Source organism: Streptomyces sp. NPDC057697 (assembly GCF_042799335.1).
Classification (GTDB): Bacteria; Actinomycetota; Actinomycetes; order Streptomycetales; family Streptomycetaceae; genus Streptomyces.
Genome location: NZ_JBHVJA010000001.1, coordinates 910,837 through 925,506, shown reverse-complemented (window position 1 = coordinate 925,506; position 14,670 = coordinate 910,837). Strand labels below are relative to the sequence as shown.

Annotated in this window: 12 protein-coding genes, 2 tRNA genes and 1 pseudogene; 9 read left to right on the top strand and 6 right to left on the bottom strand. The window is 72.0% G+C overall.

Features of this window, described 5'->3' with window-relative positions; all coding sequences use genetic code 11:
* Positions 1-597 carry a biotin transporter BioY gene (locus ACFVFH_RS04105; RefSeq protein ID WP_383763009.1) on the top strand — a complete coding sequence of 199 codons (597 nt, stop codon included), beginning with the start codon at positions 1-3 and terminating at the stop codon, positions 595-597.
* An 85-nt stretch (positions 598-682) separates the two neighbouring features.
* On the opposite strand, the pseudogene ACFVFH_RS04100 reads toward ACFVFH_RS04105, so the two are convergent.
* A pseudogene (locus ACFVFH_RS04100) lies at positions 683-916 on the bottom strand (FAD-binding protein); the annotation flags it as partial.
* A 98-nt stretch (positions 917-1,014) separates the two neighbouring features.
* On the bottom strand, positions 1,015-2,496 hold the full coding sequence (locus ACFVFH_RS04095; RefSeq protein WP_383763006.1) for an amino acid permease: 1,482 nt from the start codon (positions 2,494-2,496) through the stop codon (positions 1,015-1,017).
* A gap of 270 nt (positions 2,497-2,766) precedes the next feature.
* On the opposite strand from ACFVFH_RS04095, the gene ACFVFH_RS04090 reads away from it, so the two are divergent.
* Together ACFVFH_RS04090 and ACFVFH_RS04085 are read left to right on the top strand one after the other, a co-directional pair.
* Positions 2,767-3,255, top strand: a complete 489-nt coding sequence (locus ACFVFH_RS04090) for a ribose-5-phosphate isomerase (protein WP_383763003.1) — start codon at positions 2,767-2,769, stop codon at positions 3,253-3,255.
* Between the two features lie 79 nt (positions 3,256-3,334).
* Positions 3,335-4,144, top strand: a complete 810-nt coding sequence (locus ACFVFH_RS04085) for an Fpg/Nei family DNA glycosylase (protein ID WP_383763000.1) — start codon at positions 3,335-3,337, stop codon at positions 4,142-4,144.
* 46 nt (positions 4,145-4,190) lie between these two features.
* Here ACFVFH_RS04085 and ACFVFH_RS04080 read toward each other — a convergent pair whose 3' ends face one another.
* Positions 4,191-5,423, bottom strand: coding sequence for a GNAT family N-acetyltransferase (locus ACFVFH_RS04080; RefSeq protein WP_383762997.1), 1,233 nt, complete (start codon positions 5,421-5,423; stop codon positions 4,191-4,193).
* Between the two features lie 104 nt (positions 5,424-5,527).
* On the opposite strand from ACFVFH_RS04080, the gene ACFVFH_RS04075 reads away from it, so the two are divergent.
* Entirely contained in the window at positions 5,528-6,673 is a 1,146-nt protein-coding gene (locus ACFVFH_RS04075; protein WP_383762994.1) for a PP2C family protein-serine/threonine phosphatase, read from the top strand.
* Between the two features lie 205 nt (positions 6,674-6,878).
* Here the strand turns inward: ACFVFH_RS04075 and ACFVFH_RS04070 are convergent, their stop codons facing one another.
* Positions 6,879-8,075 (bottom strand): cation:proton antiporter, encoded by a 1,197-nt coding sequence (locus ACFVFH_RS04070; protein ID WP_383762991.1) that lies wholly within the window; start codon positions 8,073-8,075, stop codon positions 6,879-6,881.
* Positions 8,076-8,360: 285 nt separating this feature from the next.
* Between ACFVFH_RS04070 and ACFVFH_RS04065 the strand changes: the two genes are divergently transcribed.
* The 3 genes from ACFVFH_RS04065 to ACFVFH_RS04055 are packed head-to-tail and all read left to right on the top strand — an operon-like array spanning position 8,361 to position 12,196.
* Positions 8,361-9,203, top strand: a complete 843-nt coding sequence (locus ACFVFH_RS04065; protein WP_383763589.1) for an ABC transporter ATP-binding protein — start codon at positions 8,361-8,363, stop codon at positions 9,201-9,203.
* Positions 9,203-11,677, top strand: coding sequence for an ABC transporter permease (locus ACFVFH_RS04060; RefSeq protein WP_383762988.1), 2,475 nt, complete (start codon positions 9,203-9,205; stop codon positions 11,675-11,677). The genes ACFVFH_RS04065 and ACFVFH_RS04060 overlap by 1 nt, the downstream gene beginning before the upstream one ends.
* Before the next feature lie 9 nt (positions 11,678-11,686).
* Entirely contained in the window at positions 11,687-12,196 is a 510-nt protein-coding gene (locus ACFVFH_RS04055) for an HD domain-containing protein (RefSeq protein WP_383762985.1), read from the top strand.
* Between the two features lie 31 nt (positions 12,197-12,227).
* Here ACFVFH_RS04055 and ACFVFH_RS04050 read toward each other — a convergent pair whose 3' ends face one another.
* The gene (locus ACFVFH_RS04050) at positions 12,228-13,382 is read right to left on the bottom strand and encodes an acyltransferase family protein (protein WP_383762983.1); all 1,155 of its coding nucleotides are present in this window, start codon (positions 13,380-13,382) and stop codon (positions 12,228-12,230) included.
* 479 nt (positions 13,383-13,861) lie between these two features.
* Here ACFVFH_RS04050 and ACFVFH_RS04045 point away from each other — a divergent pair, with 479 nt between their 5' ends.
* Positions 13,862-14,056 (top strand): hypothetical protein, encoded by a 195-nt coding sequence (locus ACFVFH_RS04045; RefSeq protein ID WP_383762980.1) that lies wholly within the window; start codon positions 13,862-13,864, stop codon positions 14,054-14,056.
* Between the two features lie 106 nt (positions 14,057-14,162).
* Here ACFVFH_RS04045 and ACFVFH_RS04040 read toward each other — a convergent pair.
* Positions 14,163-14,236, bottom strand: a tRNA-Gly gene (locus ACFVFH_RS04040).
* A 165-nt stretch (positions 14,237-14,401) separates the two neighbouring features.
* Here ACFVFH_RS04040 and ACFVFH_RS04035 point away from each other — a divergent pair.
* Positions 14,402-14,478: transfer RNA gene (locus ACFVFH_RS04035), tRNA-Pro, on the top strand.
* Positions 14,479-14,670: the final 192 nt, after the last annotated feature.

Here is a 14,670-nt window from a genome sequence, read left to right as displayed (position 1 = left end):
ATGAGCACTGCTGCCGCCGCCCCTGCCCGCACCGGAGCGGTCCTCGCCGACCTGCTGCCCGCCGCCAGGCACCGTTACGCCGTGGACACGGCCCTGGTCCTCGGTGGCGCCGCGCTCACCGGCCTCGCCGCCCAGATCGCCGTGCCGGTCCCCGGCTCCCCGGTCCCGGTCACCGGCCAGACCTTCGCCGCGCTCCTCGTCGGCACCGCGCTCGGCGCGCGCCGCGGCTTCCTCTCCCTCGCGGTGTACGCGCTGGTGGGCATGGCGGGCATGCCGTGGTTCTCCGAGGGCGCCTCGGGAATGGGCTTCCCCTCGTTCGGCTACGTCCTCGGCATGCTGCTCGCCGCCTCCGTGGTCGGCGGCCTCGCCCGGCGCGGCGGCGACCGTTCCATGCTCCGCACCGCGGGCACCATGGTGCTGGGCTCCGCGATCATCTACGCGGTCGGCGTCCCGTACCTGGCGCTGGCCACCGGCATGTCGGCGAGCGCCGCGATCGCGGCCGGCCTGGTGCCGTTCCTGTTCGGTGACGCGCTGAAGGCGGCGCTGGCCATGGGCGCGCTGCCCGCGGCCTGGAAGCTCGTCGGCCGCCGGGGCTGACGCCGTAGCTCTCCCCGAAGAGGCTCGCCGGGTCGTGACACGACACCAGACCGGCGGGCCTCCGTCGTGTCCGCGTGTCATGGAAGCCCGCGGCGCGGCCCCCGCCGCCGAGAGAGAAGCGCGGCGAGCGGCCGGGGGCCGCCCGGCGCAGCACCCCGTCGGCGGTCACCGCGTCGAGCGCGCGCACCTGGTCGGCCGTGTGGCCGAATGTCCTGGCCGGCACCCCCGGCCCGCCGCCGAGGGTGGGAGGGACCGCGCCGGCCGAAGGGGACGAGCCGTTGAGCGGGGCGAGCCCGTGCGGTGCGGCGGCCCCGATCACCGGGCAGGGGCGGGGGCGGTGGTCATGGGAGAGGCCCTCCGGCCGCTCGCTCGGTGGCGTGGCGGGGAGGGCCTCTCCGGTGAGCCCGACAGCGGCCGTCAGGTACGGGTGGGCGTCTTCGCTGCCGTGCCGTTCCTGCGGTTCCTGGCCTCGCGGACCAGCGAGACCGCCACCACCACCGCTGCGACCAGCAGCGAGAGGAGCACCTGCTCGCGCCCGCTGTCGTCGGTGAGCATGTAGACCAGGACGAACGAGATCATTGCGATGGTCGCCCAGGTCAGATACGGGAAGAGCCACATCCGTACGACCAGCTTCTCCGGCGACTCGCGCAGGATCATCCCGCGCATCCGCAGCTGGGTGAAGCAGATGACCAGCCAGACGAACAGCGCGACCGCGCCGGAGGAGTTCAGCAGGAACTGGAAGACGGTGTCGGGCCACTGGTAGTTGAAGAACACCGCGACGAAGCCGAAGACCACCGAGGACAGGATGGCGGCCTGCGGCACGCCCCGCTTGTTCGTCCGGGCGAACGCCTTCGGCGCGTCCCCGCGGCCGCCGAGCGAGAAGGCCATCCGCGAGGCGGTGTAGAGGCCGGAGTTCAGGCACGACAGCACGGCGGTGAGGACGATGACGTTCATGACCTGGCCGGCGTGCGGGATGCCGATGGAGTTCAGGGCGGCGACATAGCTGCCGTCCTTCACGATCGACGCGTCGTTCCACGGCAGCAGGGTGAGCACGACGAAGATCGAGCCCAGGTAGAACACCGCTATCCGCCAGATCACGCTGTTGGTGGCCTTCTGGACGGCGCGCTGCGGGTTCTCGGACTCACCGGCGGCGAGGGTGACGATCTCGCTGCCCATGAAGGAGAAGACGACCATCAGCACACCGGTGAGGATCGCGCCCGGCCCCTCGGGGAAGAACCCGCCGGTGTCGGTGAGGTGCGCGAACCCCGCGCCGGGGTTGTCCGAGCCGGGCAGCACCCCGAAGACGGCGAGCAGTCCGACGACCACGAAGGCGCCGATCGCCACGACCTTGATCCCGGCGAACCAGAACTCGAACTCGCCGTACGAACCGACCGAGACCAGGTTCGTGGCGGTCAGCACCACCATCACGATCAGCGCCCACGCCCACTGCGGGACGCCCGGCACCCAGCCCTCCAGGATCTTGGCGCCCGCCGTGGCCTCGACGGCGAGCACCACGACCCAGAAGAACCAGTACAGCCAGCCGATCGAGAAACCGGCCCAGCGGCCCAGCGCCTGATCGGCGTAGGCGGAGAAGGAGCCCGAGCTGGGGCGGGCCGCGGCCATCTCGCCGAGCATCCGCATCACGAAGACGACCATCAGGCCGACCAGGGCGTAGGACAGCAGGATGGCCGGTCCCGCGGCGGCGATACCGGCGCCGGAGCCCACGAAGAGGCCCGCGCCGATCACCCCGCCGATGGCGATCATCGAGAGGTGACGGTTCTTGAGTCCCGCCTGGAGGCCGTCGGAGGAGTGGGGGGAATCCGGAGTGTCCGGCCCGTTCGACCGGTCCGGCTCACCGGGCCGGTGGCCCGGACCGGCCGTAGTCGTCTGCGACGTCATGGATCGAATCCTTACGTTCTCGGATCACGCGATGCGTGCCCGGCCGCGGCAGTGGGGTGCGGCAGCGAGTGATGCATTGAAGCCCGCCGGACCGCAAAAACGGAACCCTTTCCTCCGGATCGTTGACCGGATCGTTGCCGGAGTGGCCCTGCTCACACACGACCCGCACATCGTGATCACACGAGGTCCGCCGCGGCTTCCGGCGGACCGGCCGGACCGTTCCGACCCCGATGGCGGCTACCCCGCGTCGCACGTGCCACACTCGGAGGCATGCGCGTGTACCTCGGCTCGGACCATGCCGGCTATGAACTCAAGAACCACCTCGTCGAGTGGCTCACGGCCCAGGGCCACGAGGCCGTCGACTGCGGCCCCCACATCTACGACGCCCAGGACGACTACCCGCCGTTCTGCCTGCGTGCCGCCGAGCGGACGGCCGCGGACCCGGACAGCCTCGGCATCGTGATCGGCGGCTCGGGCAACGGCGAGCAGATCGCCGCCAACAAGGTCAAGGGCGTCCGCGCCGCGCTGGCCTGGAGCGAGCAGACCGCCGCCCTGGGCCGCGAGCACAACAACGCCAACGTGGTCGCCATCGGCGGCCGGATGCACTCGGTGGAGCAGTCCACCAAGTTCGTCGAGATCTTCCTCGCCACCCCGTACTCCAACGAGGAGCGTCACACCCGTCGCATCGAGATGCTGACGGCCTACGAGACGACCGGCGAACTCCCCCCGATCCCGGCCCACCACCCGCAGCAGGGCTGACCGCTCCCGCTCCCGTGCCGCCGGTACCCCCGGCGGCACAGCCATGCCCGCCCCGTACGCCCCGAGGAGAGCCGCCGCCGTGCCCGAGGGACACACCATCCACCGCCTCGCGGCCGATCACCGGGACCGGTTCGCCGGACACCCCGTGCGCGTGAGCAGCCCGCAGGGGAAGTTCTCCGACAGCGCCGCCCTGCTGGACGGCCGGGTGCTCGACGAGGTGGACGCCCACGGCAAGCACCTCTTCCTCGGCTTCGGGGGCGCCGGCTGGGTCCACATCCACCTGGGCCTGTTCGGCAAGCTCGGATTCGGTACGGTCCCGGCCCCGCCGCCCACCGACACGGTCCGGCTGCGCCTGCTCAACGACGCGCACCACGCGGATCTGCGCGGCCCGACGGCCTGCGCGCTGATCACCGATCCGGAGAAGCGCGCGATACACGACCGCCTCGGACCGGACCCGCTGCGCACCGACGAGGACGGCGAGCGGGCCTGGCTGCGGATCTCGCGCAGCCGGATCACCGTCGCGGCCCTGCTGATGGACCAGAAGGTCGTCTCCGGGGTCGGCAACGTCTACCGCGCGGAGGTGCTGTTCCGGCACGGGATCGACCCGTACCGCCTCGGCAGGGACCTCACGCGCGGCGAATGGGACGCGATCTGGGCGGACCTCGCGGCGCTGATGCGCGAGGGCGTACGGAACAACCGGATCGACACCGTCCGCCCCGAGCACCTGCCCGAGGCGATGGGACGCCCGCCGCGCGTCGACGACCACGGCGGCGAGGTGTACGTCTACCGCCGGGCCCGCCAGGCCTGCCACATCTGCGGCGGCGAGATCCGCACCGCCGACCTCGCCGCCCGCAACCTCTTCTGGTGCCCGGGGTGCCAGCAGACCTGACGGCCGTCCCGCGGGGGAAGCCGCGGGACGGCCGTCGACCGACGCCCTAGAACCCCCGGGGCAGCCACGGGGCGGTGTCCGACAGGAACGCCGCCGACGCCTGGGCCAGCGCGCCCGCCCGCAGCTCCCGCACCCGCCCGGCCAGGCCGAGCGAGCTCAGCGACTCGCCGCCCAGATAGGCCGAACCCAGCTCCCGCACCGTGAGCGCGAGATCGGCCGGGCCGTCGGTGCGCCGGCACGCCGCGACGCCCTTGTCGTCCGCGGTGAGCCGCCAGCGCCCCTCGTTCCAGGGGCAGAACGCGTCCTCGACGTCGAACACCACGTCCAGCGGGCCCCGGTACGTCCGTGCCTCCAGCGCCGCCCCCAGATCCACCAGACGCACATGGAGGCAGTCACGGACCCGGATGTTGCACCGCCGCACGTCCGACACCAGGTGCAGCACCGCGTCGTCGACCGGCCGGTTGAGGGCCACGACCGTCGTCATCAGGTCGATCTCGAAGACGAACCGCCACAGCGCCGCGTACGCCGCCGGGTCCAGCGCCGCCAGGTCGTTGACCACGACGGTGCCCTTGGGACCGGACGGCTCCCACTCCGGCTTCATGCGATAGGTCACATAACCGAGGAGCTCCCCGTCACGCTCCGCCAGCACGCACTGCTGGGCCGAGGAGCCCTGCCGGGCGGAGACGGGGTCGACCATCGGCTTGCGCTCCCAGCCGGGCCCGTGCGCCGGGACACCGGGCCGGCCGGGGACCAGCCGCTCGTACACGCTCTCGCACGCCGCCACCGCCTCGTCCGGCCGGGCACGGCGCAGCCGCACCTCGTCGGTGCCCGGCGGCACGTCCAGCCGGACGCGGTCCTTCTCGATCGTCAGGGACATCTGCTTCGAGGCGGCGCCGTAGCCGTACCGGCCGTAGATCACCGGCTCGGAGGCCGTCAGCACGGCGAACGGCTCGCCCAGCGCCCGGATGTCGTCCAGCTGGCGGCGCATCATCGAGGTCAGGAGCCCGCGCCTGCGGTGCGTGGAGGCGACGCTCACCATCGTGATCCCGGCGGCGGGCACCAGGGCGCCGCCCGGCACGGCGACCCGGAAGCTGAACGCCCCCGCCGTACCGACCACGTCGTCGCCGTCCCAGACCCCGAGCGACCGCTCGTGCTCGGTCAGTTGCTCGAAGAGCTCGCGTTCCTCGGGGGTCTCCGGGTCGCCGCCGAATGCCAGTTCAAGACAGCCGAACCATTGGTTCCATTCGGACGGACGCAGTACACGAAGCTCAGTAGTCATGGGCCATGCCTACCAGGGGCGCGGCGCCGGAGCGAACCGATTTCGAACGCATTGTCACGGGGTCCCCCTCCACCTCGGGCGGCCGGGTAGGTAGGGTCCCGGCAATGGCCCGTCGCGCAGGAGCAGACACGTACCCGGCCCGATTGCGGAAATCGGCGCACCGGGCACGCATCGCGCTGCGCAAGTCCGGGGTCGACTACTTCCGCGGCGACGGCTCGGACTGGATCGCGCTGGTCGGCCTGCTGCTGACCATTCCCGCCATCACCGCCGCCACACTCTTCGATCCGACCTGGTGCTCACCGGCCGCGCTCGTCCTGCCGATCGTCGCGGGCGGCCTGCTGCTGCGCCCGGCCAGCCTGCTGGGCCTGTACGCGACCGCCGCCACGGCCCTGATCGTGGAGTCGGTCGGACTGGGCCCGTACGTCGACGGCCCGGCCCGGGTGACCCCCGGCATCGTCCTGACCGTCGCGGCCTGCGGCTTCTTCGGGCTGGTCCTCGCGCAGTTCCGGGCCAGGGTCGGCGTGCCGTGGCGGCGTGGCGGCACCATGCTCTTCGACCTGCGCGAACGCATCCGGGTACAGAGCGCCCTGCCCCGGCTGCCGCAGGGCTGGCACCGCGAGATGGCGCTGCGCCCGGCGGGCGGGCAGTCCTTCTCCGGGGACTTCGTCGTCGCCGCCCGCACCAACGGCGGACGGACCCTGGAGGCCGTGCTCACCGACGTCTCCGGCAAGGGCATGGACGCGGGCTCCCGCGCCCTCCTGCTGTCCGGGGCCTTCGGCGGCCTGCTCGGCTCGCTGCCCCCGCACGGCTTCCTCCCGGCGGCCAACGGCTATCTGCTGCGCCAGGACTGGGACGAGGGGTTCGCCACCTCGATCCATCTGGTCCTGGACCTCGAATCGGGCGACTACGAACTCCTGTCGGCCGGGCACCCGCCCGCCCTCCAGCTCCACTCGGGCAGCGGCCAGTGGGAGGAGAAGGCGGCCGAGGGGCCGCTGCTGGGGGTCTACGACGGGGCGCAGTTCGACGCCGTGAAGGGCTCGCTGGCCCCCGGCGACGTACTGATGCTGTTCACGGACGGCCTGGTCGAGGCGTCGGACCGCGACATCGCGGACGGCATCGACCGGCTGACCGGTGAGGCCGACCGCTATGTCGCCACCGGTTTCGAGGGCGCGGCCTGGCACCTGATCGAGGCATGCGCCAAGGACGTCAACGACGACCGGGCGCTGCTGCTCCTGTCGCGCACGGCCTGAGCCGTACGCGGCCGGTGACGGCCGGAGTCCGGGCCGTACGCCGCTGCTGCCACGCACGGCCCGAGCCGTACGCGAACGGGCCGAACCGGGCGTGGGTCAACAGCGGCCGGTTCCTCACCGGAACGTGGACAGCGTGTACCGGACTTGCCGGGTACGGGGGCCGGTGCGGCCCGTTCCCCCGTACCCGGAGCACCGCGGGGCCGGCTCAGACCGGGAGCGAGAGCTTCCCGGCGCCGTCCTCGCTGCCGCTGCTCCCGCCCCGGCCCCGTCCGCCGGGCAGGACGCGGGCCAGCCAGTGCGAGCGCCCGGCCGCCAGCGGTGCGAGGACCGCGAGGAGCAGCACATAGCCCGCGATGAACGGGGAGAGCCGCTCGTCCAGCCCCGCGGCCGCCGCCATCGTGGCGAGGATCAGGGCGAATTCGCCGCGCGCCACCAGCGTGGTGGAGATGTTCGCCGTGGCCTGCGGGCCGAACGCGTACACCTTCGCGGCGGCGATCCCGGCGAGGACGTTCATGGCCAGCGTCACGGCGACGGCGGCCAGCACCGGCCACAGCACGGTCGGCAGGTCGCCCGGGTCGATGGAGAGCCCGAAGGCGAAGAAGAAGATCGCGCCGAAGGCGTCCCGCAGCGGGTGGACCAGCTTGAGGATGCGTTCGCCGGAGGTCGTGCTGCCGAGCATCAGGCCGACCATGAACGCGCCGATCGCGTCCGCGACCCCGAACCACTCCGAGACGCCCGCGACGAACACCGCGGCGCCGAGGAAGGAGATGACGAGGAGTTCGTCGTCACGGGTGTTGATCAGCCTGCCGATGACCCTGGTGCCGAACCGGGCGGCCAGCGCGAGCAGCAGCAGGAACCCGAAGGCCTTGCCGCCGTCGACCGCCGCGGCGGAGAGGCTGTCGGCGCCCGAGAGGATGGGCTGGAGCGCGGCCAGGTAGAGCGCGAGGAAGACGTCCTCGACCACGATGATGCCGAGGATCGGCTTGGTCTCCGGGTTGCCGATCCGGCCCAGGTCGACCAGGACCTTGGTGACGATGGCCGACGAGGAGATGCCGAGCACACCGGCGAGTACCAGCGCCTCGGAGGTGCCCCAGCCGAGCGCGAAGCCGAAGCCGAGCCCGGCGCCGACGTTCAGGGCGAGGTAGGTGCCGCCGGCGATCGCCATCTTGCGGCCGCCGGTCTTGAGGTCGTCGAGGTGGAATTCCAGGCCGAGGTAGAAGAGCAGCAGCACCAGGCCGAGCGCGGAGAGCATCTCCAACTCGTGCGGGTCCGCGACGAGCACGATGCCGGGCGTGTGCGGGCCGAGCAGAATTCCGGCCAGGATGAACAGGGGGATGGTCGGCAGTCCGATGCGGCTGCCGACGCGGGCGAGAACGGCGGCGGCCAGGAAGGCGCCGCCCATGGCGATGAGCGTGTCTGCGTGTCCGATGAGCCCGGTCCTTCACTAGGTCAAGAGAGCGTCAAAAAATCGTCAGTAATTAGTTTACCGAACGATTGACGTTGCAACTGTTCCCTCGGGGGAAAACGCCCGGGAGAACGTCGGCGCCCCGCCCGTCTTCCCCCGGCGCGACCTGGGGTTTTCCCCACCCCCGATCCGCCAGCAGCCGCCATGTTCGGCCCGGCCACCGATCCGTAGGTTCGAGCCGTGGTCGAAGAAGCGGCCGATGAGCGACGGAAGGCGGACATCATGGGGCTGCGACGCACCAGGCAGCGCGCGCGGGACGAGCGGTACACGGACACCCGTCAGGGGTCCGGGCCCTCGAACCTCGCCGTCGAACTGCGCGGCGTCCGCAGGCAGTACGGCCGGGGCGGCTCCGCCGTCCACGCGCTGCGGGGCATCGACCTCGCCCTCCCGCGCGCCGGCTTCACCGCCGTCATGGGACCCTCCGGCTCCGGCAAGTCGACCTTCCTCCAGTGCGCCGCCGGACTCGACCGCCCCACCGAGGGCTCCGTACGCCTCGGCGGCACCGAGATCACCGGCATGAGCGAGAACCGGCTCACCGAACTGCGCCGCACCCGCCTCGGCTTCGTCTTCCAGGCCTTCAACCTGCTGCCGTCCCTGACGGTCGAACAGAACGTCGTCCTGCCCCTGCGCCTGGCCGGACAGCGCACCGGCTCCGCCCGCAGCCGCCGCGAGGCCACCGAGATGCTCACCCGGGTCGGCCTCGGCGACAAGGGCGACCGCCGCCCCGGCCAGCTCTCCGGCGGCCAGCAGCAGCGCGTCGCCGTCGCCCGCGCCCTGGTCACCCGCCCCGACGTGATCTTCGCCGACGAGCCGACCGGCGCCCTCGACACCACCACCGCGGCCGAGATCCTCGCCCTGCTTCGCAACGCCGTGGACGGCCTCGGCGCCACCGTCGTCATGGTCACCCACGACCCGGCGGCCGCCGCCTATGCCGACCAGGTGCTCTTCCTCGCCGACGGCGCGATCGCGGACCGCCTGCCGCACGCCGGCGCCGCGCGGATCGCCGCCCGGATGACCGCACTGACCGCGCGGACCACCCCCGCCCACGCGGGAGCGGCAGCCTGATGTTCGTCCCGCACGCCCCCAACGGCCTCGCCCGCGCGGCCGTCCGCTTCAAACCCTCCTCGTTCATCGGGACCTTCGTCGCGCTCCTCATGGCCGCGGCCATCGTCTCCGCCTGCGGCATCCTGACGGAGACCAGCCTGCGCGCCTCGGTGGCCCCGGACCGCTACGCGAAGGCCCCCGTGGTGGTCGCCGCGGACCAGCAGATCCATCTGAGGACCGGCAGCGGCGACAGCACCGAGGAGACCGCCGTACTCCTCCCGGACACCGTGCGGCTGCCCGCGTCCCTGGTGGCCAGGGCCGCCTCCGCCCCCGGCGTGGCCACCGCGATCGGGGACGTCACCTACTCCGTACGGCGCGACGGCGACCCCCTCACCGCACACGGCTGGGGCTCCACCGCCCTCACCGGCACCCGGCTGGTCACCGGCCACGCACCCGGGACCGGCGAAGTCGTCGTCCCCGAGGGCGACGGAAACCGGACCGGCGACCGGGTCGCCCTCGACACACCCGCGGGCGTCCGGGAGTTCCGGGTGTCCGGCACCACCGCCACCGCCGCCACCGTCTGGTTCACCGACCGGCAGGCCGTACAGCTCTCGGGCCACCCCGGCCGGATCGACGCCATCGCGGTGCTCGCCGCGGACGGCACCGCCACCGACACCCTCGCCCGCCAGGTCCGCGAGGCCGTCGGCCACACCGCCACCGCCCAGGTCCACACCGGCGATGACCGGGGCGCCGTCGAGACCCCCGCCCTCGCGAGCACCAAGGAGATCTTCTTCGGCCTCGGCGTCTCCTTCGGCGGCGTCGCCACCATGGTCGCCGTCTTCACCGCCGCCGGTACGGTCGCCCTCTCCGTGGGGCAGCGCAGCCGCGAGTTCGCCCTGCTGCGCGCCATCGGCGCCACCCCGCGCCAGCTGCGCCGCACCATCGCCACGGAGTCGCTGCTCGTCGCCCCGCTCGCCGGAGTCCTCGGCTGCCTGCCCGGCGCGGCGCTGGCCCTGTGGTGGTCCGGTCAGCTCCGGGACCGGGGAGCCGTCCTCGACTCCGTCGCCCTGCACTTCTCCTGGCTGCCGCCGGCCATCGCGGTCGCCACCACCATGCTCACCGCGCTGGGCGCGGGCTACCTCGCCGCGCGCCGCCCCGCCAAGCTGAAGCCGGGGCTCGCCCTCGCCCAGACGGCCGTGGAACGGCCCCCGTTCGGCGTGATCCGCACCCCGCTCGGCATCGCCGCACTCGTCGGCGGCGGGGCCCTCGCGGGCGTCGCCGCATCCACCTCCGGCGAGGACTCCGCGAACGCGGCCCTGGGCGTCGTCATGCTCTTCATGTTCGCGGTCGGGCTGCTCGGCCCGGTGATCGCCCGGATCTGCGCCGCCGTCCTCGGACTCCCGCTGCGCGCCGCCGGCGCGTCCGGCTCGCTGGCCGCCGCCAACTCCCTCACCAACTCACGGCGGCTGGCCTCCGCGATCACCCCGATCGTGCTCGCCATGGCCTTCGCCTCGACGCTGGTCTTCATGCAGACCAGCGAGGAACGGGTGACCGCACACCAGCAGCGCGACGCGATCACCGCCGACCACATCGTCACCGCCCCGGCGGGACTCGGCTCCGACGCGACCGAACGGGCCGCGGCCACCCCCGGCGTCTCCACCGCGGTCGGGCTCCTCCGCACCTCCGTCCTGGTGCCCGGCGGCGACGGCCCGGTGCCGCGGAACGCCTCCGCGCAGGGCGTCATCGGCTCCGGCGCGGAACTCGCCAGGGTCCAGGACCTCGACGTCAGGACCGGCTCCCTCGACGGCCTGCGGCCCGGGACCGTCGCCGTCGACACCACGCTCGCCGCCACGGCGGACCTGCGCACGGGCGACCGGCTCCCCCTGCGGCTGCCGGACGGCACCCGGGCCGCCCCGAAGGTCGTCGCGGTCTACGGGCGGGGCCTCGGCACCAGCCTGGTCACCCTCCCCGCGGCCGACCTGAAGACCCGGATGACCTCGCCGTACGCCACCGAGCTGCTGGTACGGGCCACCCCCGCCGCCGCCCGGAAGCTCACCGCGCTGGGCACCGTCACCGACGCCTCGTCCTACGCCGCGGCGCAGGACGAGGACCGCGAACTCAGCGCCTGGGCCAACACCGTCATGGCCGCGGTACTCGGCGGATTCGCCGCGATCGCCGCCGTCAACACCCTGGTGATGAGCGTCCTCGACCGCCGCCGCGAACTGACCATGCTCCGCCTGGTCGGCTCCACCCGCCGCCAGGTCATGGGCATGATCCGCTGGGAGGCGCTGCTGGTCACGGTGGCCGGCGCCGCGCTCGGCAGCGGCATCGCCCTGGCCACGCTCTTCCCGATGATGCGGGGGCTGACGGGCGAGTCGCCGTACATCCCGCCGCTCCTGTACGGCACCTTCGTCGCCGGGACCATCGGGCTCGGCCTCCTCGCCGCGGCGCTCCCCGCCCGCGCGGCCCTGCGCACGGCGGCCGCCCGTCCGTAGAGTCGGTCCATGACCGCACCCCAGCACGCACATCTGACCCTGGCCGAGGTGGAGGCGACGGCCCGCGCCGCCCACGCGGAGCAGCGCGACAAGGCCGGGCGCCCCTACACCGAGCACCTCGCCGCCGTCGCCGAGGGCGTACGGGCCAGGGGCGGCAGCGACGAACAGATCGCCGCGGCCTGGCTGCACGACGCGATCGAGGACGACGCGCTGTCGGCCCGGTGGCTGGCCGGCGCCGCGCTGCCGCAGCAGGTGAAGGACATGGTCCTCGCCGTCACGAAACGTGAGGGCGAGGACCTGCGGGCGTACACCCGGCGCATCCTGGACACCCCGGGCGCCCTGCTGATCAAGGAGTCCGACCTGGCGCACAACGCGGACCCGGCCCGCCTCGCCGTGCTGGAACCGGCCACCCGTACCCGGCTGACCGAGAAGTATGCGCTGGTACGGACGTTGCTGGGGCTCGCCCCGGGCGAATCGCCCGTCGAGCAATCGGTTCAAGCCAACACGGCGGAGGACTGACCGGGCCGCGCACCCGGCCACGCGCCCGGCCTCAGAGCCGGGCCGAGTCCCGCCGGAACGCCCAGGCCATGTCCGGCTCCGTCACCGGGCGCAGCACCCGGCGCACCGGCGGCGTGCACAGCAGCGTCACCGCGGCGGCCGCGACCACGGAGACGAGGACCAGCCCGGCGGGCGCCGCGAGCCAGTCGTAGGCGTCGAACACCCCGGCGTATCCGGCCCCCTTGATCAGGAAGCCGTGCAGCAGATAGCCGCAGATCGTCCCGGCGCCGAGGACCGTGAACCACATGGGGCGACGCGGCACCCAGGACAGGAACCCGATGGTGAGCAGCAGCGCGCAGCCGAACATCGCCAGGGTCATCACGGCCCCGGACCACCACGGGGCGCCCATCTCCTGCGCGCTGTTGCTGCGGTAGAACCAGCCCAGCTGCATCCGGGGCGCCACCCAGTAGGCGAAGGCCAGGGCCCCGGCGAACAGCGGGAGCGCGAGCATCCGCACCTCGCGCCGGCGCACCAGCTGGAAGTGTTCGGGCTTCAGCCGGAGGCCCAGCACGAAGAACGGCAGGAACTGCAGAACACGCTGGAGATCGAGATCGTCGCCGATCGACGGGGAGAGGGAGGCGAGCACGGCGATGACGAGCGCGACCGGCAGGGGGTGGCGCAGCGACTGCCACACCGGCGTGGTGATCCGCCAGATGAACAGCGCGACCAGGAACCAGGTGAGGTACCAGGGGTCGAGCAGGCTGATCGAGGTGTCGGCCGAGTCGCCCGCGAACCGATTGAACAGCGAATACGCCGTTTCGAACACGATGTAGGGCACGGCGACGCCGGTGATCAGGCGCTTCACCTTGGCGGCGGACATGTCGAACGAGCGGGAGAAGTAGCCGGAGACGATGATGAACGCCGGCATGTGGAAGGTGTACGCCACCATGTACAGCGCGCGGGCGGTCCGGCTGCCGTCCATCACCGGTTCCCACGAGTGCGCCACCGCGACCAGCACGATGGCCAGGTATTTGACGTTGTCGAAGTAGGCGTCCCGCCGCTTCGCCGGTGCGGCCGCCGGAGGCTGGTTCACCACCGTCGTGGGGGGTGCCGCGGTGGTGGTCGTGGTCCCTCGGGGTCTGGGCTCCGACTCCCGGGTCGCCGCGGGGATCGGGGCCCTCTGAAATACGTTCGGAGCGTGGAACATCTTATGCACCTTAGACGCCTCGATTGGAATTCGTAAAACGGCTCGGGGATATCGCGTGTTCCCGCCCAATCGAAAGTGAAACCACCGTCAACCGCCCACTATGCACCGATTCATCCCCCTTAAATAGGGCATATCGGAAGGGTGTCATGCGACGTGAATTTCATCGCACTTAACCTTGGAATTGCATGTGAATGAAGTGTGGGGATATGGAAACCATCACATTGGCACATTCATTGCGGACTCATGATTCACAGGCGGCTCACAGATGCGCGGGGTGCCGGTGGGGCAGTGTGCGACCCCCTGTGCGGCTGTGCGCCCCTGGCGCGCGCGGGGCGCAAGGATGGCGCGATCCCGTCAGTTCGATCCGTCACCTGGCAGCGACCACAGGGGAGTTGGTGGCACCATGGATGGGACGGAGACGTGCTCGGCCGCACCTCTCCGGGCCGGCAAGGCGGACCGACCAAGGGTGTGAATCAGTCGTGGCCATTTCACTGTCTGTGGTGCTGATGTTGGCGATCATCCTGGTGGTCCTGATCCGGGGTGGTTCCATCAAGCCCGGACCGGCGATCGTCGCGGCGCTCTTCGGCTTCTTCCTGGCATCGACCGGCATGGCGCCGGCGATCAACAGATTCATGAACTCGATAGCCGAGACCATCAACCAGATCTCTTTCTGACCCGGTCGGGTCCGGCCGCCCGCCATGGCGCGGGTGGCCCGGCACCACCTGGGCGGCACGCAAAAGGCCCGGTCCGGCGAGCAATTCGCCGGACCGGGCCCACGCATGGAGCGGGCGACGGGAATCGAACCCGCGTAGCTAGTTTGGAAGACTAGGGCTCTACCATTGAGCTACGCCCGCACAGCTGCACCGCAGGTCCGGGGGACCGGCGGCACGTGAAGCATCGTAGCGGGTCGCGGGCGCTGCCCGCACACCCGATCGCGGCCACCGGTGTCGCGTTCGGTGCCGCCCGCGCAAAGCGGCCGATGCACCGCCTGACGGCATGTACCCTACGTGTCGCACCGACGGGGTGTGGCGCAGCTTGGTAGCGCGTCCGCTTTGGGAGCGGAAGGTCGTCGGTTCGAATCCGGCCACCCCGACCACCGGCAAGATCAGGGATCATCGCAAGGCAGGATCCCGGGACCACCCGCAAGATCGCAGACCACGGGCAAGATCGCATTGTGGGAGTCCGACTCCTTGCCGTTACTATGCAAAATGCGTGCCCGTGTGTCTGATGTACCGGGCTCGGTCCGCGAAGCCGCCTCCCGTGCGGCGGAGCAGAACCCCAAGAAGTC